Origin of the sequence: Anaerofustis stercorihominis DSM 17244, from assembly GCF_000154825.1 — a bacterium.
GTDB classification, from domain to species: Bacteria; Bacillota; Clostridia; order Eubacteriales; family Anaerofustaceae; genus Anaerofustis; species Anaerofustis stercorihominis.
This window is the reverse complement of sequence record NZ_DS560017.1, coordinates 51,822-66,647: the sequence shown is the minus strand read 5'-3', so window position 1 is coordinate 66,647 and position 14,826 is coordinate 51,822. Positions and strand designations below refer to the sequence as shown.

The window sequence follows — 14,826 nt, the reverse complement described above, 5'->3', positions numbered from 1 at the left end:
TAGAAGCGCCTCATGGAATTAAGGACTAAAAGGGGCAGCGCCCCTGCCCTTTTTTAATAAACGACCATACACTCATTTTCCTCTGCCAAATAAATTATCTCGTCCCCTGGTCTGTCATTGGTGATTAAGATATCTATATCTTTGAAAGAAGCAAAAGGATAAGGGCTTATGATATCGAATTTTTTGCAGTCTATCATCATTATAACTTTATTTGCATTTTCCATGACTTTTCTTTTAAGCTCACATTCATTGTAAATAAGACTGGAAAATCCTCCGTCCATGCTAAATCCTGAAGCACTTAAAAAGGCAGTATCGATATTTACTTTATCAATGCTGTATAAAGCGGTAGGTCCTGCTAAAGATACCGCTCGTTTATTGAGGCTCCCTCCCGTAAGGTTTATATCTATGTTGTTTTTCAGCTGTAAATCAAGAGCGATTATAGGATCATTGGTAGTAACAAAACAGTACTCATCGGGTATTATTTTTGCAAGCTCCAAGACCGTAGTACCGGAATCCATATAAAGACAGCTTCCTTTATCTATGTATTCCAAAGCTTTAACCGCTATTTTACTTTTCTCAAATTTATTTACTACTTTTCTATGCTGATGAGTCAAATCTTCTCTCAGCATATTGTCGTTTAGTACTGCGCCTCCTCTCGTTCTTATGATATAACCGTTTTCCTGCAAAGAATTAAGGTCTCTTCTTATGGTCATTTGAGTATAATCGGGAAACAGCTCACAGAGCTCCTTAATACTCACTTCTCCCTTTTTCTTGATATAGTTATAGATTATCATCGTTCTTTTGGATGCCATGATAACACCTCCTGATACAAGTTTACATCCATATGTTAGTTTTGTCAATAAATATAACATTTAAATGTAAGTTGACAATGATATAATGCAGATATATACTGACATTAAAGATAGTATCAACGATACCAAATTAACATTTAAATGTTATATTTAACTTGGAGGAATGTAAAAATGGAATATAGGATTTTTTTGGATACCGCAAACATCAAGGAAATTGAAGAAGCTTTGAAAACAGGTATAGTAACGGGGATTGCAACAAATCCTAATAAAATGGCAAAAGCAGGCAGGACTTACGAAGATGTACTGAAGGATATAAGAAGTATATTCGACGGACCCGTTGCCGTTGAAGCTATTTCAACAAAGGCGGAGGATATAATAAACGAAGCACAGGAGCTTTCTTCCATGTCCGAAAATATTGTAATAAAAATACCCGCAAACATCGAAGGGATAAAAGCTATAAATAAACTCGTTCCAATGGGGGTAAAGACGAATGCGACACTTATATTCAACCCCGCACAGGCACTTGCCGCAGGTCTTGCAAATTCACCGTTCATAAGTCCTTTTATAGGAAGAGTGAACGATATAGGACACGACGGTCTTACACTATTCAAACAAGTAAGAGAAATATATGATTTTTATGATATAAATTCCAAAGTCATAGCCGCAAGTATAAAAAACTGCAGCGAAGCTATCAATGCAGTCTTAAACGGAGCTGATTCTCTTGCTCTTACATATAAAGTATTCAATCAATTATTTGAACACCCTTTGACCGAAATAGGGATTAAAAACTTCACCAGGGATTACGACTCCATATATAAATAAGAACATAAATATTAAGCATAATTAATATTCAAAATTCATTAATTTGAAAGGAGGAAATAAAATGGATTTTATAATGAGTATTTTTAACTTTATAATCGATATGGGTGCTGCTGTAATGATGCCTATCATATTGATTATAATAGGCCTGATAATGGGAGCGAAGTTTGGAGATGTCGTAAGAGCCGGAGTCACATTCGGAATTGGTTTTATCGGTCTTAATCTTGTCATCGGTCTTATGTCAAGCACCATTACTCCCGTAGCAAACGACTTGGTAAAAAATCTCGGTTTTAAACTGACTGCCATTGACACAGGCTGGGCGACAGCATCCGCACTTGCATGGAGTACGGAAATAGTGCCTTTGGTATTTATGGCGATCCTTCTTACCAACGTAGTGATGTTACTGTTTGGTTTGACAAAGACGATGGATATCGACATTTGGAATTACTGGCATGCACTTTTTATAGCTTCTTGTATAGTACTTGTAACGGGGAATGTATTCGTAGCCGTTTTATCATCTATAATAAATATGGCTATATGTTTCAAACTGGCAGACTGGACGCAGAAAGACTGCGAAGAAGTATTGGGGCTTGAAGGGATATCCCTTCCTCATATGCAGGCTGTAAACTGGGCGATAATCACATACCCACTTAACTGGCTCCTTGACAGGATACCGGGAGTAAAAGACATTGAGTGGACCACGGACGGAATAGTGGAAAAATTAGGTTTGCTTGGAGAACCTATGATGCTGGGACTTATCATAGGCGGTTTATTATCTGCGGCAGCTCAGTTTTCCGCACCTGATGTAAACGTTATAAACGCTATCCAGCAGATTTTTATCGTCGGAATGAACGTAGCGGCGGTACTCTTACTGATACCTAGGATGATTTCATTATTGATGGAAGGTTTGATGGTCATTTCCGAAGCTACGCAGGAATTTCTAAATAAGAGATTTCCGGGTAAAGAAATATACATAGGACTTGATGCGGCAGTTGCAACGGGACACCCATTCGTAATAGCAACAGGGTTACTCATGATACCTATAACTTTACTCTTAGCATTTATACTTCCCGGAAATACCACACTGCCTTTGGCTGACTTATCTGTTCTTACTTTTGCAGTTATATTTTCCGTTGTGCCTTGCAAAGGCAACTTGTTCAGAGCACTTATAATGGCGACCATAACCATGATAATAGTACTTTACGTTGCATCTTATGCGGCACCGTATATGACGGGACTTGCGAGCAATGCCAACCTAACGGTTCCCGAAGGTGCGGCACAGCTTACTTGCCTTGGTGCGGCTTTTCAGTGGTATTCATGGATACCGTTCGCACTTGCAAAATTCTTTTTGACATAATTTTATATAACTAAATATATTGTTACAATAAAAAATGTGCAAGGAGCAAAACTCCTTGCACATTTTAAAGTAATATTTAAATCGGTTCTGCATTTTTTATCTTATTTTAAATTAATATTTTGATTTTTCATATTTACCTTATACTAACTTCACTTATATTTTATCTAAAATGAATGCAATAAACGCTCCAAAGATTTGTATTGTCCCCTTTCACTGTTATCATATACGTTTTTTATAAATCTAAGATATGTTCAAAATTAAATATTAATAATAAACACCGTTTCTTGATTTATCATACATGATATTTGGGGTAACCAAGATTTGTATGATTTAAGTAAATTTTCCGCCTTTAATAAAGAACACATCAAAGCTTATTGACATATAATAAAATATGTAGTAATATACGTCTAATAAATTTAGCGAAATATCGTATTAAACAGACTTAGGTCGGGCTAATAGCAGCAGGATATATCTGTGGGTTTCATGGATATATTTTTTTATAAACATAAGGAGTTAAAAATGGATAAGACTTTGGAAAACAAACAAATCGCAATGAAAGTTTCATGGTGGAGCATGATAGTCAATATCCTATTATCTATAGTAAAAGTAGCGGTAGGTCTTTTTGCAATGTCTTCGGCTCTTATATCCGACGGCGTTCATTCTTTATCGGATGTGTTCAGCACCGTTGCTGTAATGGTAGGGATAAATGTTTCAAGCAAAAAATCCGACAAAGAACACCGCTACGGACATGAAAGGCTTGAATGTGTCGTAGGGATGTATTTATCCGCTTTCCTTGCTGTAATAGGTGCGGGTATAGGCTACGACGGGATATTGAAGATAGTAAATCATACTCAGATATCAACCCCGGAAAGCATAGCTTTATATATAGCCATATTATCCGTGGTAACAAAGGAAGTAATGTTCAGAGTAACCATGAATGCGGGAAAAAAGACAGGTTCAACAGCTCTAATGGCAGACGCATGGCACCATAGGTCGGATGCACTTTCTTCAATAGGAAGTTTCATAGGTATACTCGGAGCAAGGCTCGGATATCCTATCCTTGACCCTATAGCTTGTATAGTCATATGTATACTTATATTTAAAGCCGCATTCGATATAGGAAAAGACAGTGTAGATAAAGTTGTGGATAAATCGTGCGACGAACAAACAATAAAAGAGATGAAAGAAGTAATTTTAAATATCGACGGAGTGTATTCCATCAAAGACATAAAAACAAGACTATTCGCAAGCAAAAAATATGTAGATATAATAATATACGTAAACGGAGAGATTTCCGTTGCCGAAGGGCATCATATCGCAATGAACGTTCATGAGGCAATAGAAACGGAATTTGAAGGAGTAAAGCACTGCATGGTCCATGTAGATCCGATTTTCTTTTAACTATAAAAAAAACGACCGCTTTGTATGCAGTCGTTTTTTGTTGTGATTAGTTGATTTAAATGAATTTTAGTTTTAAGGTTATTGTTTTTGGTTTCTTTTAATATCCCCTCCTTTAAAATAAATTTTAGAGTTGAAAAGTTTATATTAATACATAAGTATTATTATCTATTTGCTAAATTTCCTTTTTTATATTTATACGTATGGGTTAGATATTAATATTGAAAGGAAATTTAGCTTATAATATCAAAAAGATATCATGGGCATTTTAATGATTTATCTCATCAGACTTTTAAGCGTGGTTTTTCTAAGAATTTTCTCTATACTCCCCTGAAGCCCCACATAAAAAGCATGGACTTTGCAATTCCCGTGTCCGTCCTTTGAACATTCTCTGCCGTCCAAGGCACATCGGTTTATATTTATAGAACCTTCAACCAAAGTTACGATATCAAATACAGATATATCTTTCGGATCAACTATTAATTTATATCCTCCGTCAATTCCTCTTACTGCCTCTACATATCCGCATTCTCTAAACTTTGCCATCAACTTATACAAATAATTTTCAGGTATCTTGGTAGCCGAGCATATATCCCGCCTGCTGACTTCCCTGTCCTTTTCGGCAATATATATAAGAGATCTTATTGCATAATCTGTAGTTATATTCAGCTGCATTTTTTCACCATATTCAAATTTTATCTTGTTTTAAATAAATTAATTCTTTTCCGTAAATCACTGTATTTTAATCCCTATTCCAAACAAATGAAATTAAAATACATATTATTGACTGAGTATAAACTCAGTTACAAATATATTATAATATAAAATAATATAAAAGTATACAAAATTCGACAAAATTTTTAGGATATATTATAAATCCTTTATAATAATTTATAACATAAAATAAAAAGGACCGTTTTAGCGGTCCTTTTTTATTATTTAACTTTTACTTTATAAACCTTAGAAAAACTTCCTTTATATTTTCCGTTAACGGCTCTTACTTTATAGTAATAGGTCTTTTTTGATTTAAGCTTCTTATTTACATATTTTCTGGACGATGTAGTCTTTATCTTCTTAAATCCTTTGTTTTTCTTGGTAGAACGATATATTTCAAACTTTCTCGCTCCGAATGTCTTGGATATGTTTATCGTCGCTTTTTTCTTTCTGCTCTTTAGCTTTAATTTTGAAACTTTCTTCGGTACGACAGTTACTGTAACCCTAGCATACTTACCGCTTCCGTCTTTTGCCCTCGCATAAATATAGGCTTTGCCTATATCTTTAGCTTTTATTGTTCCTTTCGAAGATACACTAGCCACGTATATAACGGAAGAATCATACGATACAGATTTATAACTTGCATTCGAAGGCGATACGCTTGTCTTCAACATATAAGTACTGCCTATGCCAAGCTTTAATGATGTTTTATTCGTTTTTACTTTTGTAATCTTCACTGTAACAAAAGGTATTTTATTATTTTTAGCAAAGGTTTGAGCATAAGACCCTTTTTTACCACAAATAACAACATTAGGGCATTTATAAAAAGCATTTGAACTTATTGATGTAACGCTCGCAGGTATTTCTATAGACTGCAAATTCCTGCAGCTGCTAAACGCACTTGCATTTATGCTTTTTACAGAAGAAGGAATTTTTATATTCTTTAAGTTACCGCAAGCACCGAACATCTTTTTTGAAATCATAGGAAGTCCTTTTACTTTCGTTGATTTTACTGATTTCGTATTTGAAGTATCACTTACTACTTGATTTTTTATATTAACTCCGGTCAACTTGCTGCAAGATAAAAATGCTTCTTCATCAATATATTCAACTGACGAAGGAATAGTTACTGAATTTAAATAATAGCAATCAGCAAAAGCTTGATATCCGATACGTTCCACAGAATTAGGGATATTTACCGATGTCAATCCGGAATAAGAAAATGCATTTTTACCTATTAATATCACACTGTCGGGAATATTGATATTTTTTAATGCATATGTACCATTAAAGCAGTTTTCATCAATAAACTGTACTCCTTTTTCAATATATACATTAGATAGTTTTTTACAACCGTTAAAGGCTATTTTTGTATCTGTTACAGAAGATGGTATTGTCATACTTGTTAATGATTCACACCCACTAAAAGCTTGGCTTAAATCTGTAACCGTACTAGGTATTTTTAAATTTTTTAATCTTTTACAATCTGAAAAAGTACTATATAACGAGGTAGTACCTTCGGGTATATTTACGCTTTTTAAGCTGCTGCAGCCATAAAACGCACTGTCCATATTAAATTTATTAGAAACCTTAACCGGTAATTTTACACTAACAAGACTATAACAATTTAAAAATGCATAATTTATATTCTCAATTGTATCCGGAAGAGTAATGGAAGTAAGAGAAGAACAAGAATCGAAAGCACCACAATCTATCATTAACAATCCACTTGGAAAATTAATATCCGATAACATAGTACAATTTTTAAAGGCATAAGGCTCAATATTTTTAATAGTATCTGGAAGTTTTACTTTTCTGATTTTCTTATTGTTACTAAAGGCATCCATGCCTATTTTTGTTATACTTTGCCCTTCAATCATACTTGGAATTGTAACATTTGTATCATTTCCATTATATTTAACTATACAACTACTATCCTTATCATACTCAAAATCTCCATACATTACTGAAGCCATCACTTTTTTTACAGAATTGCCATTTCTTTTCAATTCATCTTTTGACTGTACAGATTTTTTAAGTTGTGTATTATTAGTCTTTTCAGACGCAAATACAGAAAAAGGAGTTATTATGCTAAATAAAATAAACACTGACATAAAACTCGCAACAAATCTTTTTTTCATTTTTATTTCCCCTAATCAATTTATATATAATATTATACTACTTCATGCGATAGAAAGTAAAATAAAATAATACAGAAATTGTTATATTTAATAACTTCCATGTTATTTTTATCTATCTATATCTACATTTATACTCCAAAGAAAAGAAAAACAGCCCCCTTAGCAAGGCTGTTCTTCTTTTCTTTAATCTCGGTAATATTTTATTACCGACTACCCTTATTAAATAAATTATAATTTCGCCCTAAAAGACGCCTATCTTTTTTACGAAACCAAAAAGATGAAAAAAGTCTTCTACTTTAGCCGAATCGGCTTATTGACACCCCTTATTCCAAATCTTTGGATGAGCAAAGATTTAGGGACAAAGTACCTTTTATTTTATTCCCAAGGCTTAAGTACGACTTTGATAGCTTCCCCTGTCTTGATAGCCTTGATACCTTCTTTTATATCTTTTAAAGGCATGATGTGTGTAACGAATTTTGTTGCATCGATTTTCTTTTCAACGATCAATTCGACAGCTTTGGCAAATACATCAGGTGCATAAGCAAATCCGCCAACTACGTTCAATTCTTTATAATGAATCAAGTTAGAGTCAAAGGATACATGACAGTTATCCTTTGGAAGACCACCGAATAGTACTACAGTTCCTCTTGGTTTAACAAGATGTGTAGCCTGTTCCTGAGCGGCACCTACCGGACATGCAACTATTACAACGTCTGCTCCGTAACCGTTAGTTTCTCTCTCAACACATTTTTCAAGAGGTTCTTCTTTAGGATTATTGAATACATCTGTAGATTCAAATCTATGAGCCATTTCAAGTCTTGATTCGCTTGGTTCTGAAATAATGACTTTTCTTGCTCCTCTTGCTTTTGCAATGGCACTATGTAAATTACCTAAAGGACCTGCACCCATTATAACTACATCGTCGCCTTCTTTGACTCTCGCGAATTCCTGAACTGAATAAACGCTTGATGTCGTTTCAGCCAACGGGATCAAATCAAGATCGAAATCATCGGGAACTTTTACTATAGTATCGTCCGTACAGCAGTCTTCGGGAAGTGCTGTGTACTGAGCATAACCTCCCGGTAAGTTTGTTCCTAAAGTTATCTTGTTTTCACAGTGGTTCTTTAAATCATGTGTACAGTAATAACATTCTCCGCAAAGTCCAACAAGCGGATTTATAACGATTTTTTCGCCCTTAGGATATTTTTCATTATTACTTTCAACTATTTCGCCTGCGGCTTCATGACCTAATATATATGGTGGTGTAACTGCAAAGTGACCTGATGAGAATGTCCTTACGTCAGAACCGCAAAGTCCTACGGCATCTACTTTTATAAGAACTCCTCCCTTAGGGCACTTAGGTGTTTCTACTTCTTCAAGCCCGAAATCTTCGGGACCTCTGAATACAACTGCTTCCATTTTATCTTATCTCCTTATATAAAAACATATTTTAAATACATCATTATGTATTTCCTAATATTTATTATAAACATAATTACTATCTTTTCAAGGCAAACTTAAATGAAAACATTTGCACGTTACTGTATACACGTTTATTCGTGGTTTTTTGATACTTTTGCTCATTAAATAGATATTTTATTATCTATTTAAAAATCATTATGTTTATTACATTATTTTCCATTGTGAAAATATTAGGAGTGATTTCATCATTAAATGATATAATTTTCTTATAAGTTAACATCTCTTTTAAATACTCCTTACTTATCGTTATAAGTTATGCTTGGTCATTAGATAAATAATTCTTTTAAGTGATTTGCGTGTGATGTACTGTTATAAGTTTAATATCCTTCTTTGAACTTATCTTATTTTCTATCCTTATAATTTAAAGTTACTATTTCATATGAGAAATATATGACTCTTTTAGATAACCTGCGATTGAATGACTTAAGTAAATTTAATATCCCTTCCAAGCTTATATCAAAAAAGATTTAAAGGGAAAACTCGTCTCGATAATGAAGTTTGGGCAGCGGTCGTTTTAAAAATCTCGGGGAGAGATAAAAAAATAACTCGCAAATATTCCTTCGGCAATTTGCTCGTGTTATTCATCAAGTGTAAGCTTGCATAAATTTAACTTTTGTTAAATTTATCTGTTCTGACGAACAGTGAATAGTCAAATCCGACCGCCATAAAAGCCACCACATCGATTTAGTGGAGCCTTTTATTCTAAATCTTTGGGCGATTTAGCTGGGTGTAAGAGACAGCACCCCTATTATTTACTCTTCAAAAACCTCGACCATGATCCTAGCCCCCGCCTTAAATCCCATAATAAATGCGTCTTTAACTGCAAGGGGTTCCAATAAAAATATCTTATTCATTAAATTCACATAATCCTTTTCAAGTTCCTTTGGAAGTCTGTATCTGATATCATTTTCCTTTTCGCATACTTCATAATACATTTTCTTATATTCATCCAAAGAATAAGCAAACTGTTCTATGGGCTCAAAATCACCGTAGTATATTTCGTTTAAGATACTATCTTTCATATCACTGCACCGCCTTCCCCGTTTTTTTATCCCCGGTGAATTCATCTATGGCAAAACTTACAAAATCTTTAAAACATATTTTCTTTTTCTTACAGTATTTCAATACCGACAAATATGTTTTCAAATCCAGCCTGAACCTTATTACATTGTCACTTTCTTTCTTATTCATGATTTTTCCTCCTGATTTAATATTTGAGTTCCATAAATTAATTATAGTAGTTGGAACTCAACAAGTCAAGAGAAAAATAAAAAAACACTCAAAATGAGTGTTAATTAATATTTAAATATTCCTTAATAGCATTTCTAATAAACTCTGCTCTTGTAATTTGTTTTTTTTCACATATTCTTAAAATTTTATCGTTTGTACTCTGATTTATTCTTACTTTTATATCAATATCCAGAGGATTATTACTTTTAGGTCTTCCCATTTTTTTACCCATAATGTTTCCTTAATTAATATTTATAATGTGGTTTCCATAAATTACACTTAGTTTAATATATATAATAAACTTTGTCAAATAAATCAAACTATATAGAAGTTTTTATTTTATTTATTTAAAAAATTCAGTAACGGCTATTCTTACAACTTCACCGCATGTTATATTATTTTCTTTGCTATATTCAATAATTTGCTTATTCATTTCCTCTGTAACCCTTACTCTAAGCCCTACATTTTTGGGATTATCTACTTTGGGTCTACCCATCTTTTTACTCATTATTCATCTCCATATCCAAATATTAATTATTTATTTAATAATTCATCAATTGCATTTCTTATAGCTTCAGCACGTGTAATATGATTTTTCTTACTATAATCAAGAAGCTTATTATTCATATCAGTTGTTATTCTAACTTTAACCTCTACATCTTTAGGATTTTCAAGCTTTGGTCTACCAATCTTTTTACTCATTTATAAACTCCTAATTATTCATTAAAATACCATACACTTTATGTACTCCAAAAAGTATCTTTAGTTTAATATATATTATATATTTTGTCAAATAAATTGCATTCTAAAGTTTCATTATTATTTTTTAATGCGGGTAATTTACTTTTATCTTTAATATCATTATTAACTAAAAAAGCTCTTAATTTTTAATACAATATATAACTTTTAATATTAACCGTGGAGGGGTAGCGACTGTTCCAAAATTTTCGGGTAGAAAATTTTAGGAAATCCGGTTGAGTTAAAAGCCACCACGGCGATTGAGTGGAGCCATTTATTCTAAATCTTTGGGCGAGCAAAGATTTAGCGGGGTGTAAGGGGCAGCGCCCCTTATATACTATTGTGAACAGAAAGTGACCACTTTCACCATAAATATTGAACAAATATTCGAAGTAGTATATAATAATACCGAGCCGTAGAATAAGGTGCGGGTGGTTTCCTCTTTACTACATAAAGGGGGTGGTGCTATGAAGATAGATTATGTACTGATAATAAAAGTACTCATACTACTATTCGAAATAGCAACCGCTGTTTTGAGTTTCTTTATTTAAAAATATTTTTAAGAAAATAAAAACAACTACCCAAAACGCTAACTCAGGGTAGTTGTTTCAAAAACTAACAACTTTGAGGAAGCCACCTTCATCTCTATGGCTCCTTCTTTGTTTATATTATATTCTTTAATCTATTTCTTGTCAATAATTCTAACTAGTTTAAAAGTGACAAAAATTTGCTATATCATTTTTGAACTTTTAAAGTTGTTATTTACTAATAAATAAGTTTAATTTGAATTATGGGCTGGGACAGCGGTCGTTTTGCAAAATTGCGGGTTTCTTTTGAATACTGCCAGCATTTTGTGAAATAACCTATATCCCGCACATTACCTTGAAAAGTTTTATATTATATCTAAGGTAATAAATCTTTTAGGTAATTTGCGGGTGAATGACTTCAGTAAGTTTAATATCCCTTTTAGCGAAGCTCTTAGCACCGTGCAGCGGAAGACTTTTTTTCATCTTTTTTGGCTTCGGAAAAAAGATGGTCGCCCTTTAGGGCGAAACCTAAACCAATTCTCTGCCCATCAACACTCCCATAACGGAAGCCATCATAAGCCCTCTGGTCCATCCGCTGGAATCCCCCAGACAGTGAAGTCCTTTTATATTGGTGTTGAATTTATTATCCATTTTAACTCTGTTGGAATAAAATTTAAGCTCGGGAGAATATAAAAGTGTTTCCATTGAAGCAAAGCCCGGAACCACATGGTCTACGGCTTGAATGAAATTGATTATATTCATCATCGCCCTATAAGGCATTGCGGAAGTTATATCCCCCGCTACAGCGTCGGGAAGAGTAGGTTTCACATTCGACCTAACAAGCTCCTTCTGCCATGTCCTCTTTCCGTCCAATATATCTCCGTACCTTTGTACCAATATCCTGCCGTCTCCCAGCATGTTCGTAAGCTCTCCCACCTTTTGAGCGTAAGCTATAGGCTGATTGAAAGGCTCCGTAAAATTAAGGGAACAAAGTATGGCAAGATTAGTGTTTCCCGATTTCAAATCTTTATAAGAATGTCCGTTTACAACGGCAAGGTCATTGTCGTAATTTTCCTGACTTACAAACCCTCCCGGATTTTGACAGAACGTACGGACTTTGTTTTTAAAAGGTTTTGGATATCCGATAAGTTTGGATTCATATAAAGCATTGTTCACGCTTTCCATGATTTCATTCCTTACCTCTACTCTGACTCCGATATCCACTGTACCCGGTTCATGAGCGATACCATGCTCAGCACATAAGTTTTCAAGCCAGTCCGCACCTCTTCTTCCCGTTGCAACGATTATATCATCTGCATATATCTCGTCTTCTTTTTCACCTTTTTTGATATATACTCCCTTGCAGTCTTCGCCCTCAAGAATAAGGTTGGTACATTCATATCCGAATATTATTTCAACTCCGTTGTTTTGAAGGTACTTCTCTATTGCAAGATATATTTCCTGTGCTTTTTCCGTACCAAGATGTCTTATCGGACAATCAACAAGCTTGAGTCCCGCCTGTATTGCCCTTTTTCTGATGTCTTTTACTTCTTCGCCTTTATTAATACCTTCTATATGTTCATCGGCTCCGAATTCAAGATATATCTTATCCGCATAATCGATCATTTCCTGAGCCAAATCTTCACCAATCAGCGAAGGTAGATCTCCCCCTACTTCATAGCTAAGTGATAACTTCCCGTCACTAAACGCTCCCGCACCCGAAAATCCCGTTGTGATATGACAGTATGGTTTGCATCCCACGCATTTTTTAAGTTCGGTCTTAGGGCATTTTCGCTGTTCTATAGCCTTGCCTTTTTCAACCATTACGATCTTCTTTTTACTTCCCTTTCTTATCATTTCAAGGGCCGTAAAAATCCCCGCAGGTCCTGCTCCTATTATAACTACATCTGTTTTCATCATATTACCTCCGTGTTCTTGGCAAAAAAATAACTGCCTTGTAAACATGTAGACTACTCCCATTGAGCATTATAGTCAACTGTTACGGCAGTTGGTAGAAACATTCATCCAATCATGAATTTATATAATCTCTCCAATCAAGTATTTTAATGTATAATCAACGATTTGTCAATGAAAACATTTAAATAAAATTTACTGAACCGATAGGCAATAAATTTTTAATAACAGCTTATTATTTTTCAATTTCAATAAATAATATGCTTTACCGAATATAAAATGATTAAAATATCAAAAAAGACTTCGCAGGCATTTAACGAAGTCTTTAAAATTTATTCTAATATTGATCTAAGTTTTAAATTTTATTTTATTTTAACTATTTTTCTCACAGAGAATAACACACCCAAAACAGATATCAAGAAAACCAAGCTTATCAGCGTTAAATTTGTATTGTCATATGTATTGGGAGATTTCACATCGGTACTTGTCTTTTTAATATGCGGTTTATTTTCTTTATCTGAAGTATTATCCTTTACAGGTTTGGTTTTATGGGAATTATCTTCTTTTTCATCATCAGATGGTTTGGTTCCTTCTTTTTTTATTTCAAAAGTGCTGTTATTACCAAGTATGGTTAATTCCTCCACACCCATCTGCGGATAATCGGGGTAAAGGGGAATTTCCAATTTCGTATCCTTTATAAATAAAGTAAAACTGTCGCAGTTTAAAGTTTCTTTAGCATTGAGAGTAAAACTGCCGTCTTCATTTACGTCCTTTACGGTTCCGTCGGATAATTTTAATGCAATACATTTATTTTTTACCGCCAAATTATTGTCGGCATCTTTTATCTGACCTTTAAATCCTTCTCCTTTTTTCACATCTGAATTTTCGATTTTCAGCTTTATGATATAGTAATAACGACTTCCACTTGCAACATAATATTTATCATTTATGACCTGACTATATAACGATAATTTCAAACGATTATTAAATAAATTTTCGTCCTTTATTTTTACGATACCATTTTCATCGACTTTGTAATCGGAACCTCCTCCAGTATAACCACAAAAAGTGATATATTTTTCTATAGGATTATTATCATCGTCTTTAAAAGAAAATAAAACGGTATCATTATAATCTTGTATTTCTGCATCTACCTTTACATTTTTTGTTTCATAACTTTGATCTTTAAATGTGTACCATTCTGTCTTATCTAATTTAAATGAATTATATTCATCATTTCCGTCAAAATCGATTTCAAGATATGTTATAACACCATCACCCATATTAGGTGTAGGCATCCAATAACATTCCCCATAATTATTCGTTGTTAATGAAGCAAAGGAAGAGCCTCCCCTGCTGTCGTAGCCTTTTATTTTAAATTTACCTAAATTCGGAATTAAATTCCCGCTTTCTTTATCCCAAACGGTTAAAATAACAAATGAATATTTCGTAATACCCAATGGATTTAGATTTTCTATTTTTACATCAATATCTTTTTTACCATTCATTTGAGTTTTAGCCATTGTTATATTAGGTGTACATAAAGTTATAAACATAATGGAAATAAGGATTAACGATAAAATAATTTTTTTGGGTTTCATACTTTGTACCTTTGTATAATATATATTTTAAATCCGTGATATAAATTTATCATAAGTTTTTTAATTATATCATAAATAATATATTTTTTAGAT

At 33.4% G+C, this 14,826-nt stretch carries 14 protein-coding genes and 1 riboswitch; of the genes, 3 read left to right on the top strand and 11 right to left on the bottom strand.

Going from position 1 to position 14,826, the window contains the following annotated elements; genetic code table 11:
* Positions 1–53 precede the first annotated feature (53 nt).
* The gene (locus tag ANASTE_RS03640; RefSeq protein WP_039944918.1) at positions 54–812 is read right to left on the bottom strand and encodes a DeoR/GlpR family DNA-binding transcription regulator; all 759 of its coding nucleotides are present in this window, start codon (positions 810–812) and stop codon (positions 54–56) included.
* Positions 813–983: 171 nt separating this feature from the next.
* Here ANASTE_RS03640 and ANASTE_RS03635 point away from each other — a divergent pair, with 171 nt between their 5' ends.
* The 3 genes from ANASTE_RS03635 (at position 984) to ANASTE_RS03625 (ending at position 4,389) form a co-directional block, all read left to right on the top strand.
* Positions 984–1,634: a transaldolase family protein gene (locus tag ANASTE_RS03635; protein ID WP_039944915.1), complete on the top strand. Its 651-nt coding sequence runs from the start codon at positions 984–986 to the stop codon at positions 1,632–1,634.
* Between the two features lie 61 nt (positions 1,635–1,695).
* A complete protein-coding gene (locus tag ANASTE_RS03630) occupies positions 1,696–2,988 on the top strand; it encodes a PTS galactitol transporter subunit IIC (protein WP_039944913.1) in 1,293 nt (430 codons plus the stop codon).
* Between the two features lie 519 nt (positions 2,989–3,507).
* Positions 3,508–4,389, top strand: a complete 882-nt coding sequence (locus ANASTE_RS03625) for a cation diffusion facilitator family transporter (protein ID WP_039944911.1) — start codon at positions 3,508–3,510, stop codon at positions 4,387–4,389.
* A gap of 273 nt (positions 4,390–4,662) precedes the next feature.
* On the opposite strand, the gene ANASTE_RS03620 is transcribed toward ANASTE_RS03625, so the two are convergent.
* From ANASTE_RS03620 to ANASTE_RS03590, 10 genes are all read right to left on the bottom strand, one after another.
* Positions 4,663–5,061: an RrF2 family transcriptional regulator gene (locus ANASTE_RS03620; protein ID WP_007049588.1), complete on the bottom strand. Its 399-nt coding sequence runs from the start codon at positions 5,059–5,061 to the stop codon at positions 4,663–4,665.
* Positions 5,062–5,321: 260 nt separating this feature from the next.
* Positions 5,322–7,241 carry a leucine-rich repeat protein gene (locus ANASTE_RS03615; protein ID WP_007049587.1) on the bottom strand — a complete coding sequence of 640 codons (1,920 nt, stop codon included), beginning with the start codon at positions 7,239–7,241 and terminating at the stop codon, positions 5,322–5,324.
* A gap of 375 nt (positions 7,242–7,616) precedes the next feature.
* Positions 7,617–8,660 carry a zinc-dependent alcohol dehydrogenase gene (locus ANASTE_RS03610; protein ID WP_007049586.1) on the bottom strand — a complete coding sequence of 348 codons (1,044 nt, stop codon included), beginning with the start codon at positions 8,658–8,660 and terminating at the stop codon, positions 7,617–7,619.
* 815 nt (positions 8,661–9,475) lie between these two features.
* Entirely contained in the window at positions 9,476–9,745 is a 270-nt protein-coding gene (locus ANASTE_RS03605; RefSeq protein WP_007049585.1) for a DUF6809 family protein, read from the bottom strand.
* Position 9,746: 1 nt separating this feature from the next.
* The gene (locus ANASTE_RS11910; RefSeq protein ID WP_007049584.1) at positions 9,747–9,914 is read right to left on the bottom strand and encodes a hypothetical protein; all 168 of its coding nucleotides are present in this window, start codon (positions 9,912–9,914) and stop codon (positions 9,747–9,749) included.
* 100 nt (positions 9,915–10,014) lie between these two features.
* Positions 10,015–10,185 carry a ribbon-helix-helix protein, CopG family gene (locus ANASTE_RS03600; protein WP_007049583.1) on the bottom strand — a complete coding sequence of 57 codons (171 nt, stop codon included), beginning with the start codon at positions 10,183–10,185 and terminating at the stop codon, positions 10,015–10,017.
* Positions 10,186–10,296: 111 nt separating this feature from the next.
* Entirely contained in the window at positions 10,297–10,461 is a 165-nt protein-coding gene (locus tag ANASTE_RS12070) for a hypothetical protein (protein ID WP_007049582.1), read from the bottom strand.
* A gap of 26 nt (positions 10,462–10,487) precedes the next feature.
* Positions 10,488–10,655 carry a ribbon-helix-helix domain-containing protein gene (locus ANASTE_RS11690; RefSeq protein WP_007049581.1) on the bottom strand — a complete coding sequence of 56 codons (168 nt, stop codon included), beginning with the start codon at positions 10,653–10,655 and terminating at the stop codon, positions 10,488–10,490.
* Positions 10,656–11,746: 1,091 nt separating this feature from the next.
* A complete protein-coding gene (locus tag ANASTE_RS03595; RefSeq protein ID WP_039944909.1) occupies positions 11,747–13,138 on the bottom strand; it encodes an NAD(P)/FAD-dependent oxidoreductase in 1,392 nt (463 codons plus the stop codon).
* A 49-nt stretch (positions 13,139–13,187) separates the two neighbouring features.
* A riboswitch (purine riboswitch) is annotated at positions 13,188–13,283 on the bottom strand.
* A gap of 211 nt (positions 13,284–13,494) precedes the next feature.
* A complete protein-coding gene (locus tag ANASTE_RS03590; protein ID WP_198004099.1) occupies positions 13,495–14,655 on the bottom strand; it encodes a hypothetical protein in 1,161 nt (386 codons plus the stop codon).
* Positions 14,656–14,826: the final 171 nt, after the last annotated feature.